This is a genomic window from Sinomonas sp. ASV322 (assembly GCF_030908245.1).
In the GTDB taxonomy this organism is placed as follows: domain Bacteria; phylum Actinomycetota; class Actinomycetes; order Actinomycetales; family Micrococcaceae; genus Sinomonas.
The window spans coordinates 269,494-290,256 of the sequence record NZ_JAVFJJ010000003.1; the positions used below are offsets into that span (position 1 = coordinate 269,494).

The 20,763-nt window shown below is 68.5% G+C and carries 17 protein-coding genes; 7 read left to right on the plus strand and 10 right to left on the minus strand.

The window, feature by feature from the left end; all coding sequences use genetic code 11:
- Positions 1-164: 164 nt before the first annotated feature.
- Genes RBS12_RS06085 through RBS12_RS06095 form a run of 3 tightly spaced genes read right to left on the minus strand, consistent with a single transcriptional unit; the run spans position 165 to position 5,144 of the window.
- Positions 165-2,117 (minus strand): glycosyltransferase family 39 protein, encoded by a 1,953-nt coding sequence (locus RBS12_RS06085; RefSeq protein WP_307965174.1) that lies wholly within the window; start codon positions 2,115-2,117, stop codon positions 165-167.
- A complete protein-coding gene (locus RBS12_RS06090; protein WP_307965175.1) occupies positions 2,005-3,900 on the minus strand; it encodes a glycosyltransferase family 39 protein in 1,896 nt (631 codons plus the stop codon). The genes RBS12_RS06085 and RBS12_RS06090 overlap by 113 nt, the downstream gene beginning before the upstream one ends.
- The gene (locus RBS12_RS06095) at positions 3,900-5,144 is read right to left on the minus strand and encodes a glycosyltransferase (protein WP_307965176.1); all 1,245 of its coding nucleotides are present in this window, start codon (positions 5,142-5,144) and stop codon (positions 3,900-3,902) included. Before RBS12_RS06095 ends, RBS12_RS06090 begins: the two co-directional genes overlap by 1 nt.
- 276 nt (positions 5,145-5,420) lie before the next feature.
- Here RBS12_RS06095 and glmM point away from each other — a divergent pair, with 276 nt between their 5' ends.
- A complete protein-coding gene (gene glmM / locus RBS12_RS06100) occupies positions 5,421-6,770 on the plus strand; it encodes a phosphoglucosamine mutase (RefSeq protein WP_307965177.1) in 1,350 nt (449 codons plus the stop codon).
- A 224-nt stretch (positions 6,771-6,994) separates the two neighbouring features.
- A complete protein-coding gene (locus RBS12_RS06105; RefSeq protein ID WP_307965178.1) occupies positions 6,995-8,071 on the plus strand; it encodes a methyltransferase in 1,077 nt (358 codons plus the stop codon).
- A gap of 63 nt (positions 8,072-8,134) precedes the next feature.
- On the opposite strand, the gene mscL is transcribed toward RBS12_RS06105, so the two are convergent.
- The 3 genes from mscL to coaA all read right to left on the minus strand — a co-directional run bounded on the left by mscL (position 8,135) and on the right by coaA (position 10,439).
- Positions 8,135-8,524: a large conductance mechanosensitive channel protein MscL gene (gene mscL / locus RBS12_RS06110; RefSeq protein ID WP_307965179.1), complete on the minus strand. Its 390-nt coding sequence runs from the start codon at positions 8,522-8,524 to the stop codon at positions 8,135-8,137.
- Between the two features lie 83 nt (positions 8,525-8,607).
- Positions 8,608-9,468, minus strand: coding sequence for a M15 family metallopeptidase (locus RBS12_RS06115; RefSeq protein WP_307965180.1), 861 nt, complete (start codon positions 9,466-9,468; stop codon positions 8,608-8,610).
- 5 nt (positions 9,469-9,473) lie between these two features.
- Positions 9,474-10,439, minus strand: coding sequence for a type I pantothenate kinase (gene coaA, locus RBS12_RS06120; protein ID WP_307965181.1), 966 nt, complete (start codon positions 10,437-10,439; stop codon positions 9,474-9,476).
- Positions 10,440-10,500: 61 nt separating this feature from the next.
- Here coaA and glmS point away from each other — a divergent pair, with 61 nt between their 5' ends.
- On the plus strand, positions 10,501-12,378 hold the full coding sequence (gene glmS, locus RBS12_RS06125) for a glutamine--fructose-6-phosphate transaminase (isomerizing) (RefSeq protein ID WP_307965182.1): 1,878 nt from the start codon (positions 10,501-10,503) through the stop codon (positions 12,376-12,378).
- Between the two features lie 9 nt (positions 12,379-12,387).
- Here glmS and RBS12_RS06130 read toward each other — a convergent pair whose 3' ends face one another.
- Positions 12,388-12,948: a DinB family protein gene (locus RBS12_RS06130; RefSeq protein WP_307965183.1), complete on the minus strand. Its 561-nt coding sequence runs from the start codon at positions 12,946-12,948 to the stop codon at positions 12,388-12,390.
- A gap of 109 nt (positions 12,949-13,057) precedes the next feature.
- Between RBS12_RS06130 and RBS12_RS06135 the strand changes: the two genes are divergently transcribed.
- Positions 13,058-13,408 (plus strand): holo-ACP synthase, encoded by a 351-nt coding sequence (locus RBS12_RS06135; protein WP_307965184.1) that lies wholly within the window; start codon positions 13,058-13,060, stop codon positions 13,406-13,408.
- Between the two features lie 23 nt (positions 13,409-13,431).
- Here the strand turns inward: RBS12_RS06135 and RBS12_RS06140 are convergent, their stop codons facing one another.
- Positions 13,432-13,728: a hypothetical protein gene (locus RBS12_RS06140; RefSeq protein WP_307965185.1), complete on the minus strand. Its 297-nt coding sequence runs from the start codon at positions 13,726-13,728 to the stop codon at positions 13,432-13,434.
- A 188-nt stretch (positions 13,729-13,916) separates the two neighbouring features.
- Between RBS12_RS06140 and RBS12_RS06145 the strand changes: the two genes are divergently transcribed.
- The gene (locus RBS12_RS06145; protein WP_307965186.1) at positions 13,917-15,347 is read left to right on the plus strand and encodes an NAD(P)H-hydrate dehydratase; all 1,431 of its coding nucleotides are present in this window, start codon (positions 13,917-13,919) and stop codon (positions 15,345-15,347) included.
- A 181-nt stretch (positions 15,348-15,528) separates the two neighbouring features.
- Entirely contained in the window at positions 15,529-16,089 is a 561-nt protein-coding gene (locus RBS12_RS06150; protein WP_307965187.1) for a hypothetical protein, read from the plus strand.
- A gap of 52 nt (positions 16,090-16,141) precedes the next feature.
- On the opposite strand, the gene galE is transcribed toward RBS12_RS06150, so the two are convergent.
- Positions 16,142-17,155, minus strand: a complete 1,014-nt coding sequence (galE, locus tag RBS12_RS06155; protein WP_307965188.1) for a UDP-glucose 4-epimerase GalE — start codon at positions 17,153-17,155, stop codon at positions 16,142-16,144.
- The gene (locus RBS12_RS06160; RefSeq protein ID WP_307965189.1) at positions 17,155-18,573 is read right to left on the minus strand and encodes a sugar transferase; all 1,419 of its coding nucleotides are present in this window, start codon (positions 18,571-18,573) and stop codon (positions 17,155-17,157) included. The genes galE and RBS12_RS06160 overlap by 1 nt, the downstream gene beginning before the upstream one ends.
- A 414-nt stretch (positions 18,574-18,987) precedes the next feature.
- On the opposite strand from RBS12_RS06160, the gene RBS12_RS06165 reads away from it, so the two are divergent.
- The gene (locus RBS12_RS06165) at positions 18,988-20,763 is read left to right on the plus strand and encodes an ABC transporter ATP-binding protein (RefSeq protein ID WP_307965190.1); all 1,776 of its coding nucleotides are present in this window, start codon (positions 18,988-18,990) and stop codon (positions 20,761-20,763) included.

Genomic DNA, 20,763 nt, shown 5'->3' on the forward strand with positions numbered 1-20,763 from the left:
CGGCGGCTTGGCTCCACAAGCGCTGGAGCGCCTTCCCGAGGGCCCGGACGCAGAGCGTCCGGGGCATGGGGGCCCTCGTCGACTTCTAGGCGCTTTGGATCCACAAGCGCCGATTCCAGCGCTTTCCCAGGGCTCGTTCCGCTGACGCGGGGCGGGCCTTTCGGCTAGGTGGCGCCATTCAACTGGTAGATGCTCAGTCCGCCCACTACTTGGGGGAGGTAGGTGGAACGAACCCAGGACACGACCGAGGCAGTGGTCGGTTGACTCGCGATGATCGGGTCCATTTCTGGATAGTCGATGAAGTAGCAGACTGAGCCCGATCCAACCAGGGCCTTGAATTGCTCCAGCGTGGGGTACGGGTCAACGCCGCTGAATCCGCCGACGGGCATGATGGCCCTATCTGACGCGAGCTGCCAGTTGGCTGCGGTCTGTGCCGGGAAGGTCGCGGCGGCCCAGCGGCACGTCGGAGGCGAGTGCGCGAGGAGATCCAGCACGTTCGCCGTCGGGGCGCCCCCAAATGCGGTTTCCCGCGCCCACGCTGGGTCGTTGTTCCGGATGTCTTCGAGGAAGCGGCTTATGGACGTCGGAGACTTCGTCACCGATCCCGACAAGGGGTTCGAGCCGGCCTGGTCGTGTCCGAGAGTCGCTAGATCCGTCGCGGCGGGCCCGATGAACAGGCCAGTCGCGACGGCGGCCACAGCGACCCCGTTGATCCACGCCCTCGGTGGCGGGACAGCCACCAGAACGGCGCCAGACAGTCCGGCGGCCAAGGCAATGGCCCCCAGTGTCGAATTAAGGGCTCCACCGTCCAGGGAATGTAGGGTCAGCCACGACGTCAGGGTGCTCAAGCCGATCCCTACGGCAATGACAATTCGTCGAGCCGTGGCTTCGGGGCGTCTCAAGATCGCTTCTAACCCCAGCCCCACGGCAAGGGCGATCGGTGTCGCCAGGCTGATCGTGTAATACGTATGGATATCATGGCCCATGAAGGACAGCACGAAATATGACGTACCGAGCCATGTCGCCGAGGCGGCAGCGAATGGGGCGAGTGGTGTGCGTCGGAATGTCCACGTGATAACTGCGCCGCTCACGAGTGCCAAAAGCAGCAGCCATGAAGCCTCTTGATTGAAATTGGCGTTGAAAAGCCTCAGAAGCCCGGCGTCGTTTTGCCCGCCGATGAATTGTTCCGGGAGGAAGTCAATTGAGATGTTCCTGTGGTCGATGACTCGGTTGAGCCCGTTGTAGCCGAGGCTCAGTTCGGTGAGACTGTTGGAGGTCGATCCGCCCACGTAAGGGCGGCCGCCTGACGGTGTGAGGTCGACGAAGGCCAGCCAGCTCCCTGCGATGGCGGCGAAGGCGCCCGCGGCTCCGAAAGCAGCAAACAGTGTCTTCCGCCCTTCGAGACGCAGGCCCCACGTCCCCGCCACGATCAAGGCTGGAACGACGAGGAATGACTGCAGCTGCTTCGTGAGGAATGCGAGCCCTAGAAGAGCGCCGGCCGCGACGAACCACCTGATCCGCTGAGATTCAGCGCCTCGGAGTGCCGCCTCCAGACCGGCCAGCATCAGAAAGATCATCAGGGGGTCGGGGTTGTTGTACCGAGAGAGGAGAACCACGATCGGAGTGGTTGCGAACGCGAACGCTGCGACCGCGGCCGCGGAGAAGCTAGCTCGTCGGCGGACGACGGCGTAGATGAGAGCTGTCGTGGCAAGGCCCAGCAACGCCTGGGGAAGCAGGACCCCCCAGCTGTTGAAGCCGAAGACGCGCACGGAGATCCCCATGAGCCAGAGGCTCAGCGGGGGCTTGTCGACGGAGATCGAGTTGCCCCAGTCACTCGAACCGAACAGGAAAGCCTCGCCATCGTGAAGTCCTGATTGGACGGCAGCCGTGTAGAAGGCATTGGCCCATCCATTGGAGCCGAGGTTCCACGTGTTGAGGAGGGCACTCGCGGCCAGGATGCCCGAGAGAACGGCGAGCTCTCGGTGCCGGGGGTGGAGAAAATGCCTACTTGCTATGGGCGCTGTCGAGACGATAGACGACCGCATCGTTGACCTTCTTTCCCTCGTAGGTCGCTTCGACCCACGCGGCGATAGCGGCGGACTGCCTTCCAATGCCATATGCGCGCATCGCGGGGTGATCGACGAAGAACTCGATGTCACCATGAGCTGCCCAGCTCTTGAACTGGTCGAGCGTCGGGGCTGGGTCGAGGCCGAGCCATCCGCCCAGGGCAAGCGTTGGCCGGCCGGTGGTCAGCTGTGTCATGGCCGCGTCTTGAGCGGGGTACGTTGCGGCTAGCCAGCGCCCGGTGCCGCTGCCTTCCGAGGCGAACAGCGCGAGCAGGGAGGCGGACGGCGCGACCCCGTAGGCAATGTGGGGAGCCCAGTCAGGCTGGCCGGTAGTCCGAATGTCTTGGAGGTGCCGGGACATCGCATTCGGGTTGTTGCTGATAGGACCTGACAGTGGTTGGGTTCCCTGGACCGGGGTCGTCGCAGTGAAGACGTCTGTTCCCACGGGGCCTGCTGCGAGCGCGACGAGCGTGATCGACCACATGAGCACGGTAGATGCCCGGCTTGAATGGTTGAGCCAGAGTCCAGCTGCGGCCAGGGCGAGCACCCCGAGAAGCGTTGGACCCCACCAGCCCCACGCGTCGCTGTACTGCATGATCCGGATACCCATGTAGGCGGTGGCGCCGATGAGGAGAATGCTGTACAGGCGCCCGATCATGCTGCCAGGGTTGAGCCACAGTGCGTGAAGTGCGAGCGCGACCACCAACGCTGTAGGAGCCGCAAGCGAGTACGTGTAGTAGGTGTGCACCATCGATCCCATGAAGCTCAGGAGGAGCCACGCGGAGACGAACCATGTGGCCGAGGCCAGCCCGAGCAGAATGTGCACCCGCCCGCCGAGCCTGCGCCGGTAAAGGGCGAGGAGAACCACCGAGATCATTCCCGTGGTGAGGAGCCAACCACTCTCGGGTGCGAAGTTGCCATTGAACAGGCGGGTGACGCCTCCGTCGTACGCAACCGCGCCCGAGCTCGCGTTCGCAGCCTCGGCGCCGCCCGCGGACGTGATCTGCGCAAGGCGCGCGAGCCCATTGTAGTTAAGGGTCAACTCGACGACGCTATTCGTCAGGGACCCGCCAACATAGGGCCGGGCCGTCGCGGGAGTCAGTTCGACAACTGCGACCCACCAGCCGGCTGCCACCATCATCGCGGCGGAGGCCCCGACCAACCGGACAATGCGATCTTTGAGCTTCCCCGCACCCAGAAGGAGCAGCGCGAGACCCAGCGCAGGGACCGGGAGGAGGCCCTGGAATTGCTTCGCCAAGAATGCGAGGCCGAAGGACGCGCCCATGAGTAGGTACCACCGCCACCGTGGTTCTTGGGCCGCACGAACACCGAAGTACAGCCCGAATCCGATGAGTAGCCCCATCATCGGCTCTGGGTTGTTGAACCTCGTCATGAGGAAGAACACCGGAGTCGTTGCGCACAGGATGGCCGCAGCGAACGCGACGCGCGCCGTGAAGACCCTTCGGACCGCCGTATAGAGCAGCCAGACAGTCGCGGTGCCCATGAGAGCCTGCGGAACGAGGATCGACCACGAGCTGAGGCCAAACAGTCGCACGGACAGGGCCATCGGCCAGATCGCTAGCGGCGGCTTATCGACTGCGATGACGTTGTTCCAGTCCTGGGAGCCGAAGAAGAAGGCCGTCCAGTCGCGGGCCCCGGCTTGAGCGGTGCCTGCGTAGAAGGGATTTCCCCACCCGTTGTGGTCGAGGCCGAGCAAATAAGAGAGCAACGTAGCCGCTAGCAGCGCGGCAAGGAGCCAGCGTTCGCGAGCGCTGACGGCACCCGCAGTCCGCCGGGATTCGACAACTCGCGGGATCTCCGCGAGCGCGACCACTACGCGGCCTCCGTCGCGGGAAGGACCTCGGCGACCTGATCGCGGGAGCCGCGCGTCGCCGTCGTCCGTGCTCTGAAGACCCACGCCTTGAGGAGCCCGAACCGCAGGATCGTCGCGACGACATTCGCGGCGGTGAGCGTCACGAGCTCGGCCGTGGCGCCCGGCTGCGAGGCCACGGCGTGCAGGACGACGAGCGACGACGCGGTGAGTCCCCACGCGAGGCCGAACACAATGAGTCCCTGGAACTGCTGGACGCTGTAGTGCTCGGGGCCGCGGATGCCGAACGTGAACCGCCGGTTGGCGGCGGTGTTGAGCACGGCCGTGACGAGGAGCGCGGAGAAGTTCGCGAACTGCGCCCCGAGGCCCGGCTGGAGGAGCAGGTATAGGAGCGCGAACGCGAGGGTCGAGAAGACTCCGACGGCGCAGAAGCGCAGCACTTGGCCGAAGAAGGACGGCGCCCTCCCGGGCAGCAGCGGGCGCCGTCCAAGCTCCGCGTAGATGGCCGCGAGCGGCACTTTGCCGCGGGCGAGGGAGCCCGCGACGCGCACGATGCCGCGCATGTCGTCGAGCGCGGTCTGCCTGATGTCGACGGTGCTCGTGGGATCGTCTGTCCAGTCGACGGGAATCTCGTGAATGCGCAGTCCGGCGCGCTCCGCGAGGACAAGCAGCTCGGTGTCGAAGAACCACTTGTTGTCCTCGACGTGGGGCAGGAGCGCCCGCGCGACCTCGGCCCGCATCGCCTTGAAGCCGCATTGGGCGTCGGAGAAGCGCACGCCGAGGGCACCGTGCAGCATCGCGTTGTAGGTGCGGGAGATGAACTCGCGCTTCGCACCGCGGACCACGCGGCAGCCGCGGCGAAGGCGCGTGCCGATCGAGATGTCCGAATGCCCCGAGAGGAGCGGGGCGATGAGGGGCGGAAGCGCGGCGAGATCGGTCGAGAGGTCGACGTCGAGATAGGCGACGACCTCCGCGGGCGACGCCGCCCACGCGTCGCGAAGCGCGTACCCGCGCCCCTTCGTGGCGAGCCGGCGGTAGACGACGCCGTCGAACTCCTCGGCGAGCGCCTCGCCGATCGCCCGGGTGCTGTCGGTGCTCGCGTTGTCCGCGATGGTCACGCGCCACGGGACGTGGAACGCGTCGTCGAGGTACGCCACGAGCGTCGTGACGCACGCGCTCAGGCTGAGCTCTTCGTTGAAGACCGGAACGACGATGTCGATCGCCAGGGCCCCGTTTCCACTGGTCATGCCGATCAAGGTAGGGGCCGGACGATGGCTCCCACCATAGCCTCTGGGAAAGACGAGTACCGGACGCGGGGAAGTCAGGTAGTGGCCCCTTCCACTCGACTTCACTCTCGTGTCGATGCCCCAAAATCGAGTACTTGACCGCGCGATCCAAGTAGTGCGTCCGACCCCGCCGCCCGCTAGCCTCACATCACCCGGACAGGCATCGAATGCGGCATGGCCTTCGGCTCCGAGGTCACGGGACTGCCCCTTGTCCGGCTCCACGTACACTAGGACGCGATGACTAGGCTTTTCGGAACGGACGGCGTCCGCGGCTTGGCCAATGGCCTCCTCGACGCGCAGCTTGCACTCAGGCTTTCTCAGGCGGCCGCGGTCGTGCTCGGGCACCGCGAGGTCCCGGAGGGGGTTCGGCCGCGTGCGGTGCTCGCGAGGGATCCGCGGGCGAGCGGGGAGTTCCTCAGCGCGGCGGTGGAGGCGGGCCTGGCAAGCGCGGGCGTCGACGTCTATGACGCGGGCGTGCTCCCGACCCCGGCTGCGGCGTACCTCGTGGCGGACCTCGAGGCGGACTTCGGGGTCATGATCTCGGCGTCGCACAACCCTGCCCCGGACAACGGGATCAAGTTCTTCGCGCGCGGCGGGCACAAGCTCCCGGACGAGGTCGAGGACGCGATCGAGGCCGAGCTCGCGAGCGAGCCGGTGCGCCCCACGGGCGCGGGGGTGGGCCGGGTGCGCCGTTTCGCCGACGCCGAGGACCGCTACGTCGTGCACCTGCTCACGACGCTCCCGCACCGCCTCGACGGGCTCACGGTCGTCCTGGACTGCGCGCACGGTGCGGCGTCGGGCTGTTCGCCGCAGGTCTTCAAGGACGCGGGGGCCAGGGTCATCGTGATCGGCGCGGACCCGGATGGGCTCAACATCAACGACGGCGTGGGCTCGACGCACCTCGAGGTGCTTCAGGCTGCCGTGCGCGAGCACGGGGCGGATCTGGGCATCGCGCACGACGGCGACGCCGACCGGTGCCTCGCGGTCGACCACGAGGGCAGCGTCGTGGACGGCGACCAGATCATGGCGATCCTCTCCCTGGCCCTCAAGGAGGCCGGCAGGCTGCGGGACGACGTGCTCGTCGCGACGGTCATGAGCAACCTGGGCCTCAAGCTGGCCCTGCGCGAGGCGGGCGTGACGATCCGCGAGACCGCCGTCGGCGACCGCTACGTCCTCGAGGAGATGCGGGCCAACGGCTACTCCCTCGGCGGCGAGCAGAGCGGCCACGTGATCTTCCTCGACTACGCGACGACGGGCGACGGCGTCCTGACGGGCCTCCAGCTCGCGGCCCGGATGGCCGGGACGGGCAAGACGCTCAAGGAGCTCGCCTCGGTCATGACCCGGCTTCCGCAGGTGCTCATCAACGTCAAGGGCGTGGACAAGGCGCGCGTCACGGCGGACGACGGCGTGCGCCTCGCCGTCGCGGAGGCCGAGGCCGAGCTCGGGGACACCGGCAGGGTCCTCCTGCGCCCCTCGGGCACCGAGCCCCTCGTGCGCGTCATGGTCGAGGCGGCCGACCAGGCGACGGCGCAGGCCATCGCCGAGCGCCTCGCCGCCGTCGTCCAGAGCCAACTCGCCCTCGCCTGATTCCTCCCGCACCGTCGTTTGGGGGTCACCTCCCGTGGGTGTGCCGTCGTTTGGGGGTCACCTCCCGTGGGTGTGCCGTCGTTTGGGGGTCACCTCCCGTGGGTGTGCCGTCGTTTGGGGGTCACCTCCCGTGGGTTGGACCCGCAGGAGGTGACCTCTGGATGGCGGGCGACCCGCAGGAGGTGACCCCTAGACGGGAGGGGGACGGCGCGTAGGCTAGCCGCATGCGCACGCCGCCTCCCGCCGTCGTCCGCTTCGTCCAACGGCTCAGCCGGACGCTCGGCCGCGCCGGGGCCGCGCTCAAGCCGCGGCAGGCCAGACTCCTCGACCTCACGGGTGGCGTCGCCGCGATCATGCTCATGCGCGCGGCGGTGCAGACACGATTGGTCGAACCGCTCGCGGCCGGGCCGCTCACGGCAGGCGAGGTCGCGCGGCGGCTTGGGCTCCACGCCGACACGGTCCACCGCGTGCTGCGCGGGCTCGCGGTGTACGGCCTCGCCCGCCTGGCACCGGACGGGCGCTTCTCGCTCACGTCCACGGGCCGCCTGCTCCTCGACGGCGATCCGCATTCGATGGCGGGGTGGATCCGCTACGTGACGTCGCCCATGGTCATCCTCGGTTGGTCCCGTCTCCCGGAGACGCTCCGGGACGGGCGTCCCGCGTTCAACGCGGCGACGGGCACGACGATCTGGCAGCACCTTGCCGAGCACCCGGAGGAGGAGGAAGGCTTCGCCCGCACGATGCGCGAACTCACCCTCCTCGCAGCGCCGCTCATCATCGCCGCCTACCCTTGGCCGCGTTCGGGGACGGTGTGCGACGTCGGCGGGGGAGCGGGCGGCATGCTCGCCGAGGTCCTGCGCGCTCGCGAGGGCCTGAGGGGCCTCCTCGTCGATCAGCCGGGCCCGCTCGCCGCCGCGCGTGACTACCTCGCGTCGCAGGGAGTGGCGGACCGCGTTGACCTCGTCGAGGGGGACCTGTTCGACGGTCTCGAGGCGAGCGCGGACGTCTATCTGCTCAAGGACGTCCTCCACGATTGGGACGACGCCCAGTGCGCACGGATCCTCGGCACCATCCGGGCCGCCGCCCCGCGCGGAGCCCGCGTCCTCATCCTCGAATGGCTCCAGGAGCCGAATCGCGCGGAGTTCCCCGTCTCGATCTCCGACCTCATGATGCTCGCGCAGACGGAGGGGCGGCAGCGATCCGCCGATGAATTCTTCGCGATCGCGGCCGAGGCGGGCTTCGCCGCCGGGCGGGTCATCGATTCGGGAGCCTACGGAATCGTCGAGCTGACGGCGGTCTGAAGCGCCGGGCAGACGGACACGGCCGCCCACCTCGTGGTGGACGGCCGTGCGAGCCTCTCGGCCCTAGTTCTGGCGCGCCTGCAGGGAGTCGCGGATCTCCGTGAGGAGGGCGATCTGCGGATCGACGGCCTCGCCGTCCGCCTCCTCCTTGATGCCGAGCTTCCGGTTGCGGCGCTCGATCAGGTGGTTCATCGGCACGACGACCACGAAGTAGATCGCGGCCGCGATGATGAGGAAGTTGACGACCGCCGTGAGGAACACGCCGATCTTGACCGGGCCGAACACGAGGAAGCTGTCGAAGTTCGGCTGCCCCACGATGAGCGAGATGATGGGCATGAGCACGTTCTGCACGAGGGCCGTGACAACCGCGCTGAACGCTGCGCCCACGATGACGGCGACGGCAAGGTCTACGACGTTGCCCTTCATGATGAATTCTTTGAAACCGTTGAGCATGGCGACAAGACTAGCCGGACCATAGTGGCTGTTATGTGAACCGCGAGTAACTTCTTGCCCTCCGTGTCGGTCGGGTGACCGGCTCAGTACGTCGGCGCGGCCGGGAGACCGAAGTACTCCTCGAGGGTCGCAACGCCTCGGCGCTTCATGTCCGTCGAGGCCTCGATGCCGATGAATCGCACGTGCCAGGGCTCGTAGTAGTAGCCCGTGATGTCGTGGAGCATGAACGGATATCGGACGATGAATCCGAATTCGTACGCGTGCTCGGCGATCCATCGCGCGGCCGAGGTGCCCGCGAAGCAGGGCGCAAAGTTGCACCCGCCGGGGGCGCCGACGTCGAACGCCCATCCTGTCTGGTGTTCCGAATGCCCGGGCCGCGCCGACGCGACGTCCGCCATCGCCTGTCCATGCGCGGCGACCTGCGCGTTGTACGTCGCAACCTGCGTTGCGTACGAGCGGTAGCCGCTCGCGAGGGTCATGCTCGCGCCAGCGCCCGCGGCGGCCGCGAAGAGCGCCTCGGCCGCGCGCGCCGTCGTCGGATGCACCTGAGCGCTCTCGCCGCTGACCTCGAGGGGAACGTTGGGGCGCGCGAGCGGCGGGGCGTAGTCGATCGGGTTGAGCGGCCTGCGCTTGTTCACCACGACCCACTGGCTCGCCGGGTCGGTGAGCGAGTACGCGAGAGAGCTTGCGGTGGCGGGAGCCGACGTAAGCGGGCCCGCGGCGGGCGGCGTCGACGACGGCGCGACGCTCGGTGAGGCGGACGGGGCGAGGGAGGGCCCGGGAGCAGACGACGATGGCGTGGGGCCCGCCGACGTCGGCGTCGCGGTTCCCGACGGGGCTCGCTCGGCGGGCGCGCACGCCGTGAGGCCGAGGCTGAGCGTGGCGAGTGCGACGGTCCGGCGGGAGACGATTCGGGGCGTGGGTTCGTGTGGGCCGTCGCGCATGCGCGTCACACCTTTCTCAAGAGCATCCTGCGCATCGAGTGGTCCGCGTCCTTCGTCAGCACGAGCTGGGCACGGCCGCGGGTCGGGAGGACGTTCTGGATGAGGTTCGGTTCGTTGATGCCCTTCCAGATGCTACGCGCGGTGGCCACGGCCTCGGAATCCGAGAGCGAGGCGTAGCGGTGGAAGTAGCTCTCGGGCTGGGCGAACGCTCCCGAGCGGAGCTTGAGGAAGCGCTGCACGTACCACTCTTCGATGTAGCTCGTCTTGGCATCGACGTAGACCGAGAAGTCGAAGAAGTCGCTCAGGGCCAGCCCGGTCGTGCCGTCGTGGCGGGGGCGGGCCGGCGCGAGGACGTTGAGCCCCTCGACGATGAGGACGTCGGGACGCCGCACGACCGTCTCCTCCCCGGGCACGATGTCGTACGTGAGGTGCGAGTAGCGCGGCGCGCGGACCTCTTCGGCTCCAGACTTGATCTCGGCGACGAAACGCAGGAGCGCGCGCCGGTCGTAGGACTCCGGGAAGCCCTTGCGCTCGAGCAGCCCGCGCCGCGCGAGCTCGGCGAGGGGGTAGAGGAAGCCGTCGGTCGTGATGAGCTGGACGTCCGGCGTCGAGGGCCAGCGCCGGAGCATCTCCCGCAGGACGCGCGAGATCGTGGACTTCCCGACGGCTACGGAGCCCGCGACGCCGATCACGAACGGGGTCCTCTGCGTCTGCTCCCCGAGGAACGTCGACGTGGCCGAATGCAGCTGGCCGGACGCTTCGACGTAGAGCGAGAGAAGGCGGCTGAGGGGAAGGTAGACCTCGCGGATCTCGCGCATGTCGAGCGGATCCCCGAGACCGCGCAGACGCTCGATGTCCTCCTGGTTGAGCGGCTGCTCCATCCGGTCGGCAAGCTGCGACCAGCGGGCGCGGTCGAGCTCGACGAACGGGGTGGCGCCGTCGCCGTCGAACTCGCTCCTGTACAGACTCACTCAGGTGATTCTGCCAACACCTCAGCGCGGAGCGAAATGCGTCGCCGGTAGGATGGAGCGCATGTGTGGAATCGTCGGCTATGTCGGGAGCGCCTCGGTGCGCGGTGAAGGCGAGCGGAGCGCGCTCGATGTCGTCATCGAGGGCCTGCGGCGCCTCGAGTACCGCGGGTATGACTCGGCCGGGGTCGCCGTCCTCTCGGACGGGGCGATCGAGTCGCGGAAGAAGGCGGGCAAGCTCGCGAACCTCGTGGCCGAGCTCGAGGAGCGCCCGCTCCCGGAGAGCCTCACGGGCATCGGGCACACGCGCTGGGCCACGCACGGCGGGCCGACGGACGCGAACGCGCACCCGCACCTGGCGGACAAGGGCCGCCTCGCGGTGATCCACAACGGGATCATCGAGAACTACGCCTCGCTCAAGGCCGAGCTCGTCCGGAAGGGCGTCGAGTTCGTCTCGGAGACGGACACCGAGGTCGCCGCGGCGCTCCTGGGCGACCTGTACCGCGGGGCGGCCGACGGCGACATCACCAAGGCGATGCAGCTCGCGGCCCAGCGGCTCGAGGGGGCGTTCACGCTCCTGGCCGTGCACGCGGAGCAGCCCGGCGTCGTCGTGGCGGCGCGGCGGAATTCGCCGCTGGTCGTCGGGCTCGGCGACGGGGAGAACTTCCTGGGCTCGGACGTCTCGGGCTTCATCGACTACACGCGCCGAGCGGTCGAGCTCGGCCAGGACCAGATCGTGACGATCCGGCCCGACTCGTTCGAGGTGACCGACTTCTTCGGAAACCCGGCCGAGGGCAAGGAGTTCGAGGTCTCGTGGGACGCCGCCTCGGCCGAGAAGGGCGGCTTCCCGTCCTTCATGGAGAAGGAGATCCACGACCAGCCGGCCGCCGTCCACGACACCCTCCTGGGCCGCTCGGACGCGCAGGGCCGCCTCATCCTCGACGAGGTCCGCATCGACCCCGAGGAGCTCAAGCAGGTCAACAAGATCATCGTCCTGGCGTGCGGGACCGCCGCGTACGCGGGCCTCGTGGCGAAGTACGCGATCGAGAACTGGTGCCGGATCCCGACCGAGGTCGAGCTCGCGCACGAGTTCCGGTACCGGGACCCGATCGTGGACAAGAACACCCTCGTGGTCTCGATCAGCCAGTCGGGTGAGACGATGGACACCCTCATGGCCGTCCGCTACGCGCGCGAGCAGGGCGCGAAGACGGTCTCGATCTGCAACACGAACGGCTCGACGATCCCGCGGGAGTCGGACGCGGTGCTCTACACGCACGCGGGCCCCGAGATCGCGGTCGCCTCGACGAAGGCGTTCCTGGCCCAGATCACCGCCGCGTACCTGTTCGGCCTGTACCTGGCCCAGCTGCGCGGGAACATCTTCACGGGCCAGATCAAGGACGTCCTGGCGGACCTGAACAAGATCCCCGAGAAGATCCAGAAGGTCCTCGACACCGCCGGGCCGCTGCGCGAGCTCGCCCGGAGCATGAAGGACGAGAAGTCCGTGCTGTTCCTCGGCCGCCACGTGGGCTACCCCGTGGCCCTCGAGGGCGCGCTCAAGCTCAAGGAGATCGCCTACCTGCACGCCGAGGGCTTCGCCGCGGGCGAGCTCAAGCACGGCCCGATCGCCCTGATCGACGAGGGCCAGCCCGTGTTCGTCGTCGTCCCCTCCCCGCGCGGGCGCGACTCGCTGCACTCGAAGGTCGTCTCCAACATCCAGGAGGTCCGCGCCCGCGGGGCGCGCACCCTCGTGATCGCCGAGGAGGGCGACGAGGCCGTGCGCGAGTACGCCGAGCACGTCGTCTACGTCCCGGAGACCCCGCCGCTGCTGATGCCCCTCCTGACCACCGTGCCGCTGCAGATCTTCGCCGCCGAGCTCGCCGCGGCGAAGGGCTACGACGTCGACCAGCCCCGCAACCTCGCCAAGTCCGTCACCGTCGAATAGCGGCGACGGTCACCGGCCGACGACGAGACCCCGCACGTAGGCCGCCTGGCCTACGTGCTGGGTCGCATCGTTGAGAATGCTCACGAGGCGAACGCCCGCCGTCACGGGAGGAGACCAGCGGTAGTCCACGATGGTCTCGAAGTCTCCGACCCTGAGCCCTCGGAGGATCTCGATGGACCGAGCGTGGACGGCGGCGTGATAGCCCGCGAGGAGCTCGGCAGTGACGTGCGGGAACGCCGCGACCTCGTCCGACGAATGGCCGTAGCCCGTGCTTCCCTCCGGATAGGGGGTTCCCAGCCTCGGCCGCCATTCCGGCCAGAGTTGGCCGGGCGGCACGGTGTGCCCGCGGCCTCGCGGCGGTTCGGCGCCAGCGAGGACAGCCGCGAGGCCCGCGAAGTGATCATCGACGATGCGCGAGAGATGCCAGACGATCCAGCCGATCGAGTTCGCCTTCGGGCCGGGCCGCGCGGCGATCTGGTCCGCAGAGAGGCCGAGGAGTGCGTGCTCGACTCCCTCGCGGACGCGCCCGAAACCGTCCTCGAGGATTCTCAGAGCCCAGTCCTGCGTCATGCGACCAGTCTCGCAGGGCCGCTGAGCGGAACGCGATGGCGCGTGCGTCATCCGTTCCGTGGGAGTCGTCCGTTCCGTGGGGAGCGCGGGCGGACGTTACAGTAGCCCCATGGCTATCATCGGCATCGGCGTGGACGTCGTGGACATCGACCGGTTCGAGCGTCAGCTCGAGCGCACCCCGGGTCTGAGGGACCGTCTTTTCGTCCCGGCCGAACGTGAGCTCAATGCCCGTTCGCTTGCCGCACGCTTCGCCGCGAAGGAAGCCGTCGCCAAGGTTCTTGGCGCACCCGCCGGCATGAACTGGCAGGACTGCTGGATCGGCCTCGATGCCTCGGGCCCTACGATCCAGATCACGGGTACCGTCCTCGCCGTCGCGAAGGACCGCGGCGTGCGCAAATGGCACCTGAGCATGTCGCACGACGGCGGCATCGCGACGGCGATGGTCGTCGCCGAGGGCTGAGCCGGGCTGGCGAGGGGAAGGTCTCAGACCGGTTGAGGGCGGGGCGCGTCCTGCCGCACCGCTCGCGCCGGCTCGGGGGAGACATGCATGGCGCCGGCGCCCGATGACTGGATCCGGCCGAGCGGGCTCGGCCCGATCGGAAAGAGGCTCCGCCCCGCGCTGCGGAAACGGTTGAGCGTCGCGAGCCCGAGCGCGGCCCCGAACACGCCCGAGGCTCCCCACACGAGGAGCGCGGGATCGGATGACCCGCCGACGGCTAGGTACATCCCGAGATAGGCGCTCGCAGCAACCGCTGCGGCGATGACAAGACGAATCTTCACTGTGCCCCCATGGCTCGCGGCACCGGATTCCCGCGGACGCGTTCTCGCCTCCGCAGACTGTTTCGCAGTAGCCCAGCTGGGGAGGTGCCGCCCCCGCCAGACCCGAGCGCCAGTCTAGCCTTGCGGGGATTCGCTCTCGGACCGATCCTCAGCGCAGCCGGGCGGCGCGCGTCACTACACTCGACTCTGTGATCACCGCCTTCACCGGCAGCCAGATTCGGGACGCCGAGCGCCCGCTGCTCGAGCGCGGGCGCGGCTCGGAACTCATGTCGCGCGCGGCACACGGCCTCTGCCGAGTGCTCGTCTCCGAGCTGTTCCGTTCGAAGGGCCGGCTTTATGGAGCCAGCGCTACCGCCGTCGTCGGCAAGGGGAACAACGGCGGCGATGCCCTCTTTGCCCTCGCCGAACTCGCCGCGCGCGGTGTGCGGACGACGGCGGTGCTTGCGTCGTCGTCGGCCCATCCGGAAGCGCTCGCGGCCTTCGTCGCCCGCGGCGGGCGGGTCGAGACGAGGCTTCGGGCTGCGGATATCGTCGTCGACGCGGTGCTCGGCACCGGGGCCTCGCGCGACTATCGGGCTCCGTTCGAGAGGCCTGCCGGTCTCGTTGTCGCGTGCGATCTCCCGTCGGGCGTGGACGCCGACACCGGGTTCGCTTCGGACGCCGTCTGGCGGGCGGACGTGACAGTCACTTTCGGCGCGCTCAAGACGGGGCTCCTCGTGGGCCGCGGCCGCGCACTAGCGGGGCGCGTCGAGGTGGTGGACATCGGGCTCGGGCCCCATCTCTTCGAGCCGGACGCGTTCATCCTCGAGCCGCGCGACGTCGCGGCGCTCCTCCCGACCGCCCGCGACGATTGGCACAAATATGTCCGCGGCGTGCTCGGGATTGTCGCCGGCTCCGAGCAATATCCGGGTGCCGCGGTCCTGACGGCTGCCGCAGCCCTCTCGACCGGCGTCGGCATGGTTCGGCACGTGGGCCCCCCGCGCGTGCGGGACGGCGTGCTGGCCGCCCTGCCCGAGGTCGTCGCCTCAGATTCCGTCGAGGGGCGCGTCCAGGCGTGGGCGATCGGGCCGGGCATCGCGGACGACGCCGCGCAGCACCGCGCGTTCGATGTCGCCGTCCAGTCGGGCCTCCCCGTCGTGATCGATGCCTCCGGGCTTGAGCGGATTCCGGGCCCACGCCTGGGCGGACGCGCTGTCCTGACGCCACATGCGGGCGAGCTCGCGCGCATGCTCACGCGCGCGGGCGTCGACGTGGAGCGAGAAGACATCGAGGCCCGGCCCATCCGATGGGCGCGGTTCGCGGCGGAACGGCTCGGCGCCACGATCCTCCTCAAGGGACCGGCCACGGTCTGCGCGGCACCCGACGCGACCGTGTGCGTGCAGTCCTCGGCCCACCCGTACCTCGCGACGGCCGGCTCGGGCGACACCCTCACGGGGGTGCTCGGCGCGCTCCTCGCGACGGTCCCCGAGGCCAGGCCTGTTCACCTTGCGGCCGCCGCATCCGTCATCCACGGGCTTGCGGGTCGGCTCGCGGCCGAGGAAGGGCCGTTCGGGGCGGGGGAGCTCTCCCGAGCCGTGCGCCGCGTCGTCGCACGTTTGACCGCGCCCGCGGGAGCCTGATCGCACAGGGACCCCGACTCGCTCTGAGGCCCGTGATCGTCACGAAAGGCAAGACGCGACGGATTCGCGGGCACAACGCGTCAGGACGCCGAGTGGAATTGTTCCTCGGCGCTTTGCCCGGTACAACTAGGCGGAAGGGAACGCTCGCGCGGCCCTTTCCAGCTCAGTTCGGGGGGACATCATGGGAAATTCTGAAGGCACGGGTGTGCCTGCTGTCGAACGCCGCCAGGTCGTGAAGGGCGCGGCCTGGGCGGTTCCGCTTGTCGCCGCCGCCGCGGCGGCCCCCGCGTCGGCCGCGTCGCTGCCGCCGTGGGACGTCGGCGTCACGGGGTCGTGTTCGACCGGCCTTGTGGGCGTTGTTGGCCGGGCGAAGCTCCAGTTCACGATCACGGCGGTGAGCGGGACGGTTCCGTCGGGAACGAGCTTCACGCTCACGTCATCCGAGAAAGTCGATCTCGCGGCACTGGTCTCGCGCCCGAGCGCTGGATTCACCGTCGCAGCGCTGAGCGAGACCTCTGCCCTCGTGACGCTTGTGGCCTCGCTTGCCGAGGGCAGCACCGTGACGCTCGATCTGCTCGAAATGCAGATGGCCATGGGGGTGTCCTATACCTTCGCGCTCCAGCTCAACGGAAACGACCGGGCCGCGAGCCCGAGCGCCGACGCGCCGGACTCGGCAACGCTCTCCGCCGTGCTCCGCACCAACGTCGGCGGGACGACGCTCGTGAGGCCGTCGGGGCCGTAGCCGAAGGCGTGCGACGGGGCGAGGGGCGGGCGCTCGGCGAGCGGCCCTCGTCTCAGCTCCGGTAGCCCGACGGATTGAGCGACTGCCAGCGCCAGTGGTCTTCGATCATCTCGAGGAGCCCGCGCCGGGCCCGCCAGCCGAGTTCGCGCCGGGCCTTCGCGACATCGGCGCGACTCGTGGCAACGTCCCCGTCGCGTCGGCCGACGACGCGGTAAGGGATCTCCCGTCGCGAGACCTTTGCGTACGTGCGAATGATCTCGAGGACCGAATGGCCACGACCCGTCCCGAGGTTCCACGTGCCGACGCCGCTCAGTCCGAGGACCCGCTCCAGTGCCGCCAAATGGCCCGCCGCGAGGTCCATGACGTGAATGTAGTCGCGCACGCCTGTCCCATCGCGAGTCGGGTAGTCGCCCCCGTAGACGTCGACGTGGGCCCTCGTTCCCGCGGCAACCTGGCCGACGAGCGGGACGAGATTGCTGGGCGTGCCCTGCGGCGCCTCGCCGAGGCTGCCCGACTCGTGGGCTCCCACCGGATTGAAGTAGCGGAGCACGGCGATCCCCCAGCGCGCGTCCGAGGCCGCGAGATCGCGGAGGATCTCCTCGACCATGAGCTTCGTGCGCCCGTACGGGTTCGTGACGGCGAGGGGGTCCTCCTCGGCGCAGGGCCCCTCGCCTGCCGCGCCGTAGACGGTCGCCGAGGAGGAGAAGATGAAGCGGCGGACCCCGGCGGCATCCATGGCGTCGAGCAGGTTGACCGTCCCGCTCACGTTGTTCGCGACGTAGAGCAGGGGGCGCGCGGTGGATTCGCCGACGGACTTGAGCCCCGCGAAGTGCACGACGGCGGCGGGCTTGGCCTCATGGACGGCCGCAGCCACCGCGGGGCGGTCCCTGAGGTCGCCCTCGATGCAGGAGACGGTCCTCCCCGCGAGACGCTCGACCCGGTCGAGGGAAATGCGCGTCGACGTCGCAAAATTGTCGAAGACGGTGACGTCGTGCCCCTTCTCGAGAAGGACGAATGCGGTGTGGGAGCCGATATAGCCGGCGCCCCCCGTGATCAAAATGCGCATCAGTAGGCTCCGGTCTTTCCGACGACGGCTTTGATGGTCCGCAGGAGGATGATGAGATCTTGGACCATCGACCAATTTTCGACGTAGTAGAGATCGAGCCGAATCGAATCGTCCCACGAGAGATTGCTTCGCCCGCTGACCTGCCAGAGTCCCGTGATGCCGGGCTTGATGAGGAGTCTGCGATGCGCGAATTGATCGTATTGCTCGACTTCGCTCGGAAGAGGCGGGCGGGGGCCAACGAGGCTCATGCTCCCGTTCAGCACATTCACGAGCTGAGGGAGTTCGTCAAGCGAATATCGTCGCAGGAATCGGCCCGAGCGGGTCACCCTCGGATCGTCCTTCATCTTGAAGAGGAGTCCGCTTCCCTGATTCTGCCCGCGAAGGCTTTCGAGCCGGGATTCGGCGTCCGCGACCATCGAGCGGAATTTCAGGATGTCGAACGGTTCCCCGGCGCGGCCTACTCGGGCCTGGCGGAAGATGACCGGCCCCGGGGAATCGAGCTTGACCCAGAGGATGATGGCCACCATGGGGAGGCCGAGCATCGCGAGGAGCGCAAGGGACGAGACGATGTCGAAGCCGCGCTTGGCGATTCGCTTGAGCCCGTCGAGCTTCGGCGTGGTGACATGAATGAGGGGAAGCCCCGCCACCGGCGTCGTATGGATGCGCGGTCCGGCCACATCGGTGAGGGCCGGCGCCATGACAAGGCTCACGTCGCGGGCTGCGAGCGCCCATCCGAGCTCGCGGAGCGTTGTCGGGGGAAGTGCTGCACCACTCGAGACGACGACGGTGTCCGCCCCTTTCGATTCGACGGCGGCGAGGATGTCTGCGAGCTCAGGCCTCGTGCCGACCACGGGAACGCCCGCGCTCACGACGACCGGCGCCGCGCGGTCTCCCGTCGTGACATAGAGGGCGACGGGGGAGTACCCGGCCTCGGGGTGGCTGCTCAGCTGGCGATTGAGGTGCGCAACAGTCTGCGGCGCGCCGACGAGGAGCACGCGGCGAAGCCTGAGGCCCGCGTTGCGTTCGTGGACGAGGACGTTCCGGAGGATCCACCGGCTGAAGAGCAGGGCCGCGACGCCGAGCGGGAGGGCGACCGCGACGTATCCGCGGGCGGTCTCCAGCTGGAACACATAGGAGACGACGGCGATCGCCCCGAAGAGCCATAGCGACGTCGAGGTGACGCGCTTGTACTCCTCTGGACCGTAGCCGAGGATTCGCGAGTCCCTCGTCCCGGAGAGCCCCAGGGTGAGCCACCAAACGCCCGCGAGGACGACGCTGACGGCACCATACGGGACCTGCACACCGCCGAGGTCGACCGTCGTCGCGTCGATTCCGAAACGGAGAAGTTGGGCCCCCGCGACGGCCCATATGACGCTCGCAAGATCCGAGAAACCAAGCCGGAACCGATGGCTCGTCACAAAAGCACCAAAGGTCCTCGGCGCTTTGTTCTCTCCCCGACGTGGCGTTGTCACAACCGTGCGCCGGTCATTATCGAGTTTGTTTCCGATCTCGCTGGGGACATTTGTGACGGGCGGTCGGATCCATTTGTTTCGAGAGCCGGGAGACAGCCTGCTCTCTTTCGACTCAATGCCCATCCGAATCCCCCCAGAATGAAGCCAAAACCGTCCACGGCGCGCGTTCGGCGGTGCCGCCCAGAGGATATCCGAGGATTCCGGGATGCCGTTCCGGCCCAAGGGGTAGGTAATCGTGCGAATGGCGCGAAGCAGAGTTCGGCGAGGCATTTCCGCGCTACGATTCCGAACGCGTAAGCCGATGTCCGCGGCAGTAAAGCCGCGCAGTCGGGCACGGCTGTGAGTACGTATGGGGGAATCGTGATCAAAGAGCTCAAGGCCGTTCGGGGGCTCGTCCGACGACCGGTTGCGGTCTGGGCGGCGGCTTCGATCCTCGGCTCGATCATCGTCTCTGGGCTCGACATGCTGGGTGTGGCGGCGATGCTCCCGCTCATGCAGGTGGTCACCGGGCTGTCGACGACATCGGGTCCGGCCGGGATCGCCGCCAGCCTCGTCGGCTCGTCGGAGCCGCGAGACCTCATCCCGGCGATCGCGGCCTTCGTGGCCTCAGCCTTCGTCCTGAAGAGCCTCCTGACCATTGCCTTCCGCTGGTGGCAGCTCGGGCTCACGTCGCGACTCGAGGCCGAGGCCGCGACCGAGCTCATGACCCGCTACGTGCAGTCGCCGTACTCCTCGCATCGCGAGCGTCGGCTCGGGGAGATCCACCGCAGCATTGAGGCGTGCGTTCCCGAGACGTTCGCGCGCGTCATCCAAGGTCTCCTCAACTGGGCGACGGACGCACTCACGGTGCTCTTCGTCGTCGTCGTGCTCTTCTTCGTCTCGCCCGTCGCGACGGTGCTCGCAGCCCTCGTCTTCGCCGGAACCGGCTGGGTTGTCCAGCGCCGGCTGCGACCCCGGTTCGCGCGGCTGGGGGAGTCGCTCGCCCAGTCCAGCATCGACGCGTGGGCGGCTCTCATGCCCAGCCTGTCCGGATTTCGGGAGGTACGCCTCTCCGGAGCAAGCCGGGCCTTCATCGATCGCTTCGCCGTGGCGAAGGCTGCGAAGGCCCGCGCGAACCGCGAGCTGTCGCTTATCTCCGAGCTCCCCAAGTACGTTCTCGAGGTCGCGTTCGTCGTGGGCATCGGAGTCATCGCGGTCGTCCTCTTCGCCGTGAGCTCGTCGGGGGAGGCGCTCTCGGTCATTGGCGTCTTCGCGGCGGGGTCCGTGAGGATCCTGCCGACGGTCAACCGCCTCGTCGCCACAACCGGGCTCATCCGGTCCGGGCAGAAGAGCCTCGAGATCCTGTCGACGGAGATCTCCGGGCTCGAGCGGCATGGGACGCACGTCGCCGAGACACCTCTCGTGGAGTTCGACGGCGACATCGTGCTCGATCGGCTCTCGTTCTCGTTCCCGGATTCCGACGAGCTCGTCCTGAAGGGCGTGGCCACGACCATCGAGCGGGGGAAGACGACGGCGTTCGTCGGGGCGAGCGGTGCCGGGAAGAGCACCCTCCTCGATATCCTCCTCGGTCTCCTCGAGCCGACGACGGGCAGCGTCCGGTGCGGCGGGCGCGACATCCGCGACGACCTCAACGGCTGGTATGCGGGACTCGGCATGGTGCCCCAGGATGTCTTCCTCCTCGACGGAACTCTCGAGGCCAACATCACGCTCGGGAACGAGGATCCAGACCCGATCCGTCTCGAAGAAGCGCTCCGGCTCGCGGAGCTTGACGCCGTCGTCGCCGAGCTCCCGGATGGACTTGAGACTCGGGTGGGGGAACGCGGCGTCCGGCTCTCGGGCGGGCAGCGTCAGCGGGTGGGCATCGCCCGCGCGCTCTACCGCGGGCCTCGCGTGCTCGTCCTCGACGAGGCCACGTCCGCGCTCGACAACGCGACCGAGCACCGGATCACCCGGACGATCGAGCGGCTGAGCGGGCACCTCACGGTGATTGTGGTGGCCCACAGGCTCTCGACGGTGCGGAACGCGGACAAGATCGTCTTCCTCTCGGAGGGTTCCATCGAGGCCGAAGGCACCTTCGCGGAGGTCCAGACGCTCAGCCCGGACTTCTCCCGGCTCGTGACCTTGGGCCAGCTATGA

What these genes read in the sequence shown, in the direction of transcription:
- glmM (WP_307965177.1), top strand. Translation starts at nt 5,421, where the DNA reads ATGACTAGGCTTTTCGGAACGGACGGCGTCCGCGGCTTGGCCAATGGC.
- RBS12_RS06095 (WP_307965176.1), bottom strand. Translation starts at nt 5,144, where the DNA reads ATGACCAGTGGAAACGGGGCCCTGGCGATCGACATCGTCGTTCCGGTC.
- glmS (WP_307965182.1), top strand. Translation starts at nt 10,501, where the DNA reads ATGTGTGGAATCGTCGGCTATGTCGGGAGCGCCTCGGTGCGCGGTGAA.
- RBS12_RS06135 (WP_307965184.1), top strand. Translation starts at nt 13,058, where the DNA reads ATGGCTATCATCGGCATCGGCGTGGACGTCGTGGACATCGACCGGTTC.
- galE (WP_307965188.1), bottom strand. Translation starts at nt 17,155, where the DNA reads ATGCGCATTTTGATCACGGGGGGCGCCGGCTATATCGGCTCCCACACC.
- RBS12_RS06085 (WP_307965174.1), bottom strand. Translation starts at nt 2,117, where the DNA reads ATGGCATTGGAAGGCAGTCCGCCGCTATCGCCGCGTGGGTCGAAGCGA.
- RBS12_RS06105 (WP_307965178.1), top strand. Translation starts at nt 6,995, where the DNA reads ATGCGCACGCCGCCTCCCGCCGTCGTCCGCTTCGTCCAACGGCTCAGC.
- RBS12_RS06130 (WP_307965183.1), bottom strand. Translation starts at nt 12,948, where the DNA reads ATGACGCAGGACTGGGCTCTGAGAATCCTCGAGGACGGTTTCGGGCGC.
- RBS12_RS06115 (WP_307965180.1), bottom strand. Translation starts at nt 9,468, where the DNA reads ATGCGCGACGGCCCACACGAACCCACGCCCCGAATCGTCTCCCGCCGG.
- mscL (WP_307965179.1), bottom strand. Translation starts at nt 8,524, where the DNA reads ATGCTCAACGGTTTCAAAGAATTCATCATGAAGGGCAACGTCGTAGAC.
- RBS12_RS06150 (WP_307965187.1), top strand. Translation starts at nt 15,529, where the DNA reads ATGGGAAATTCTGAAGGCACGGGTGTGCCTGCTGTCGAACGCCGCCAG.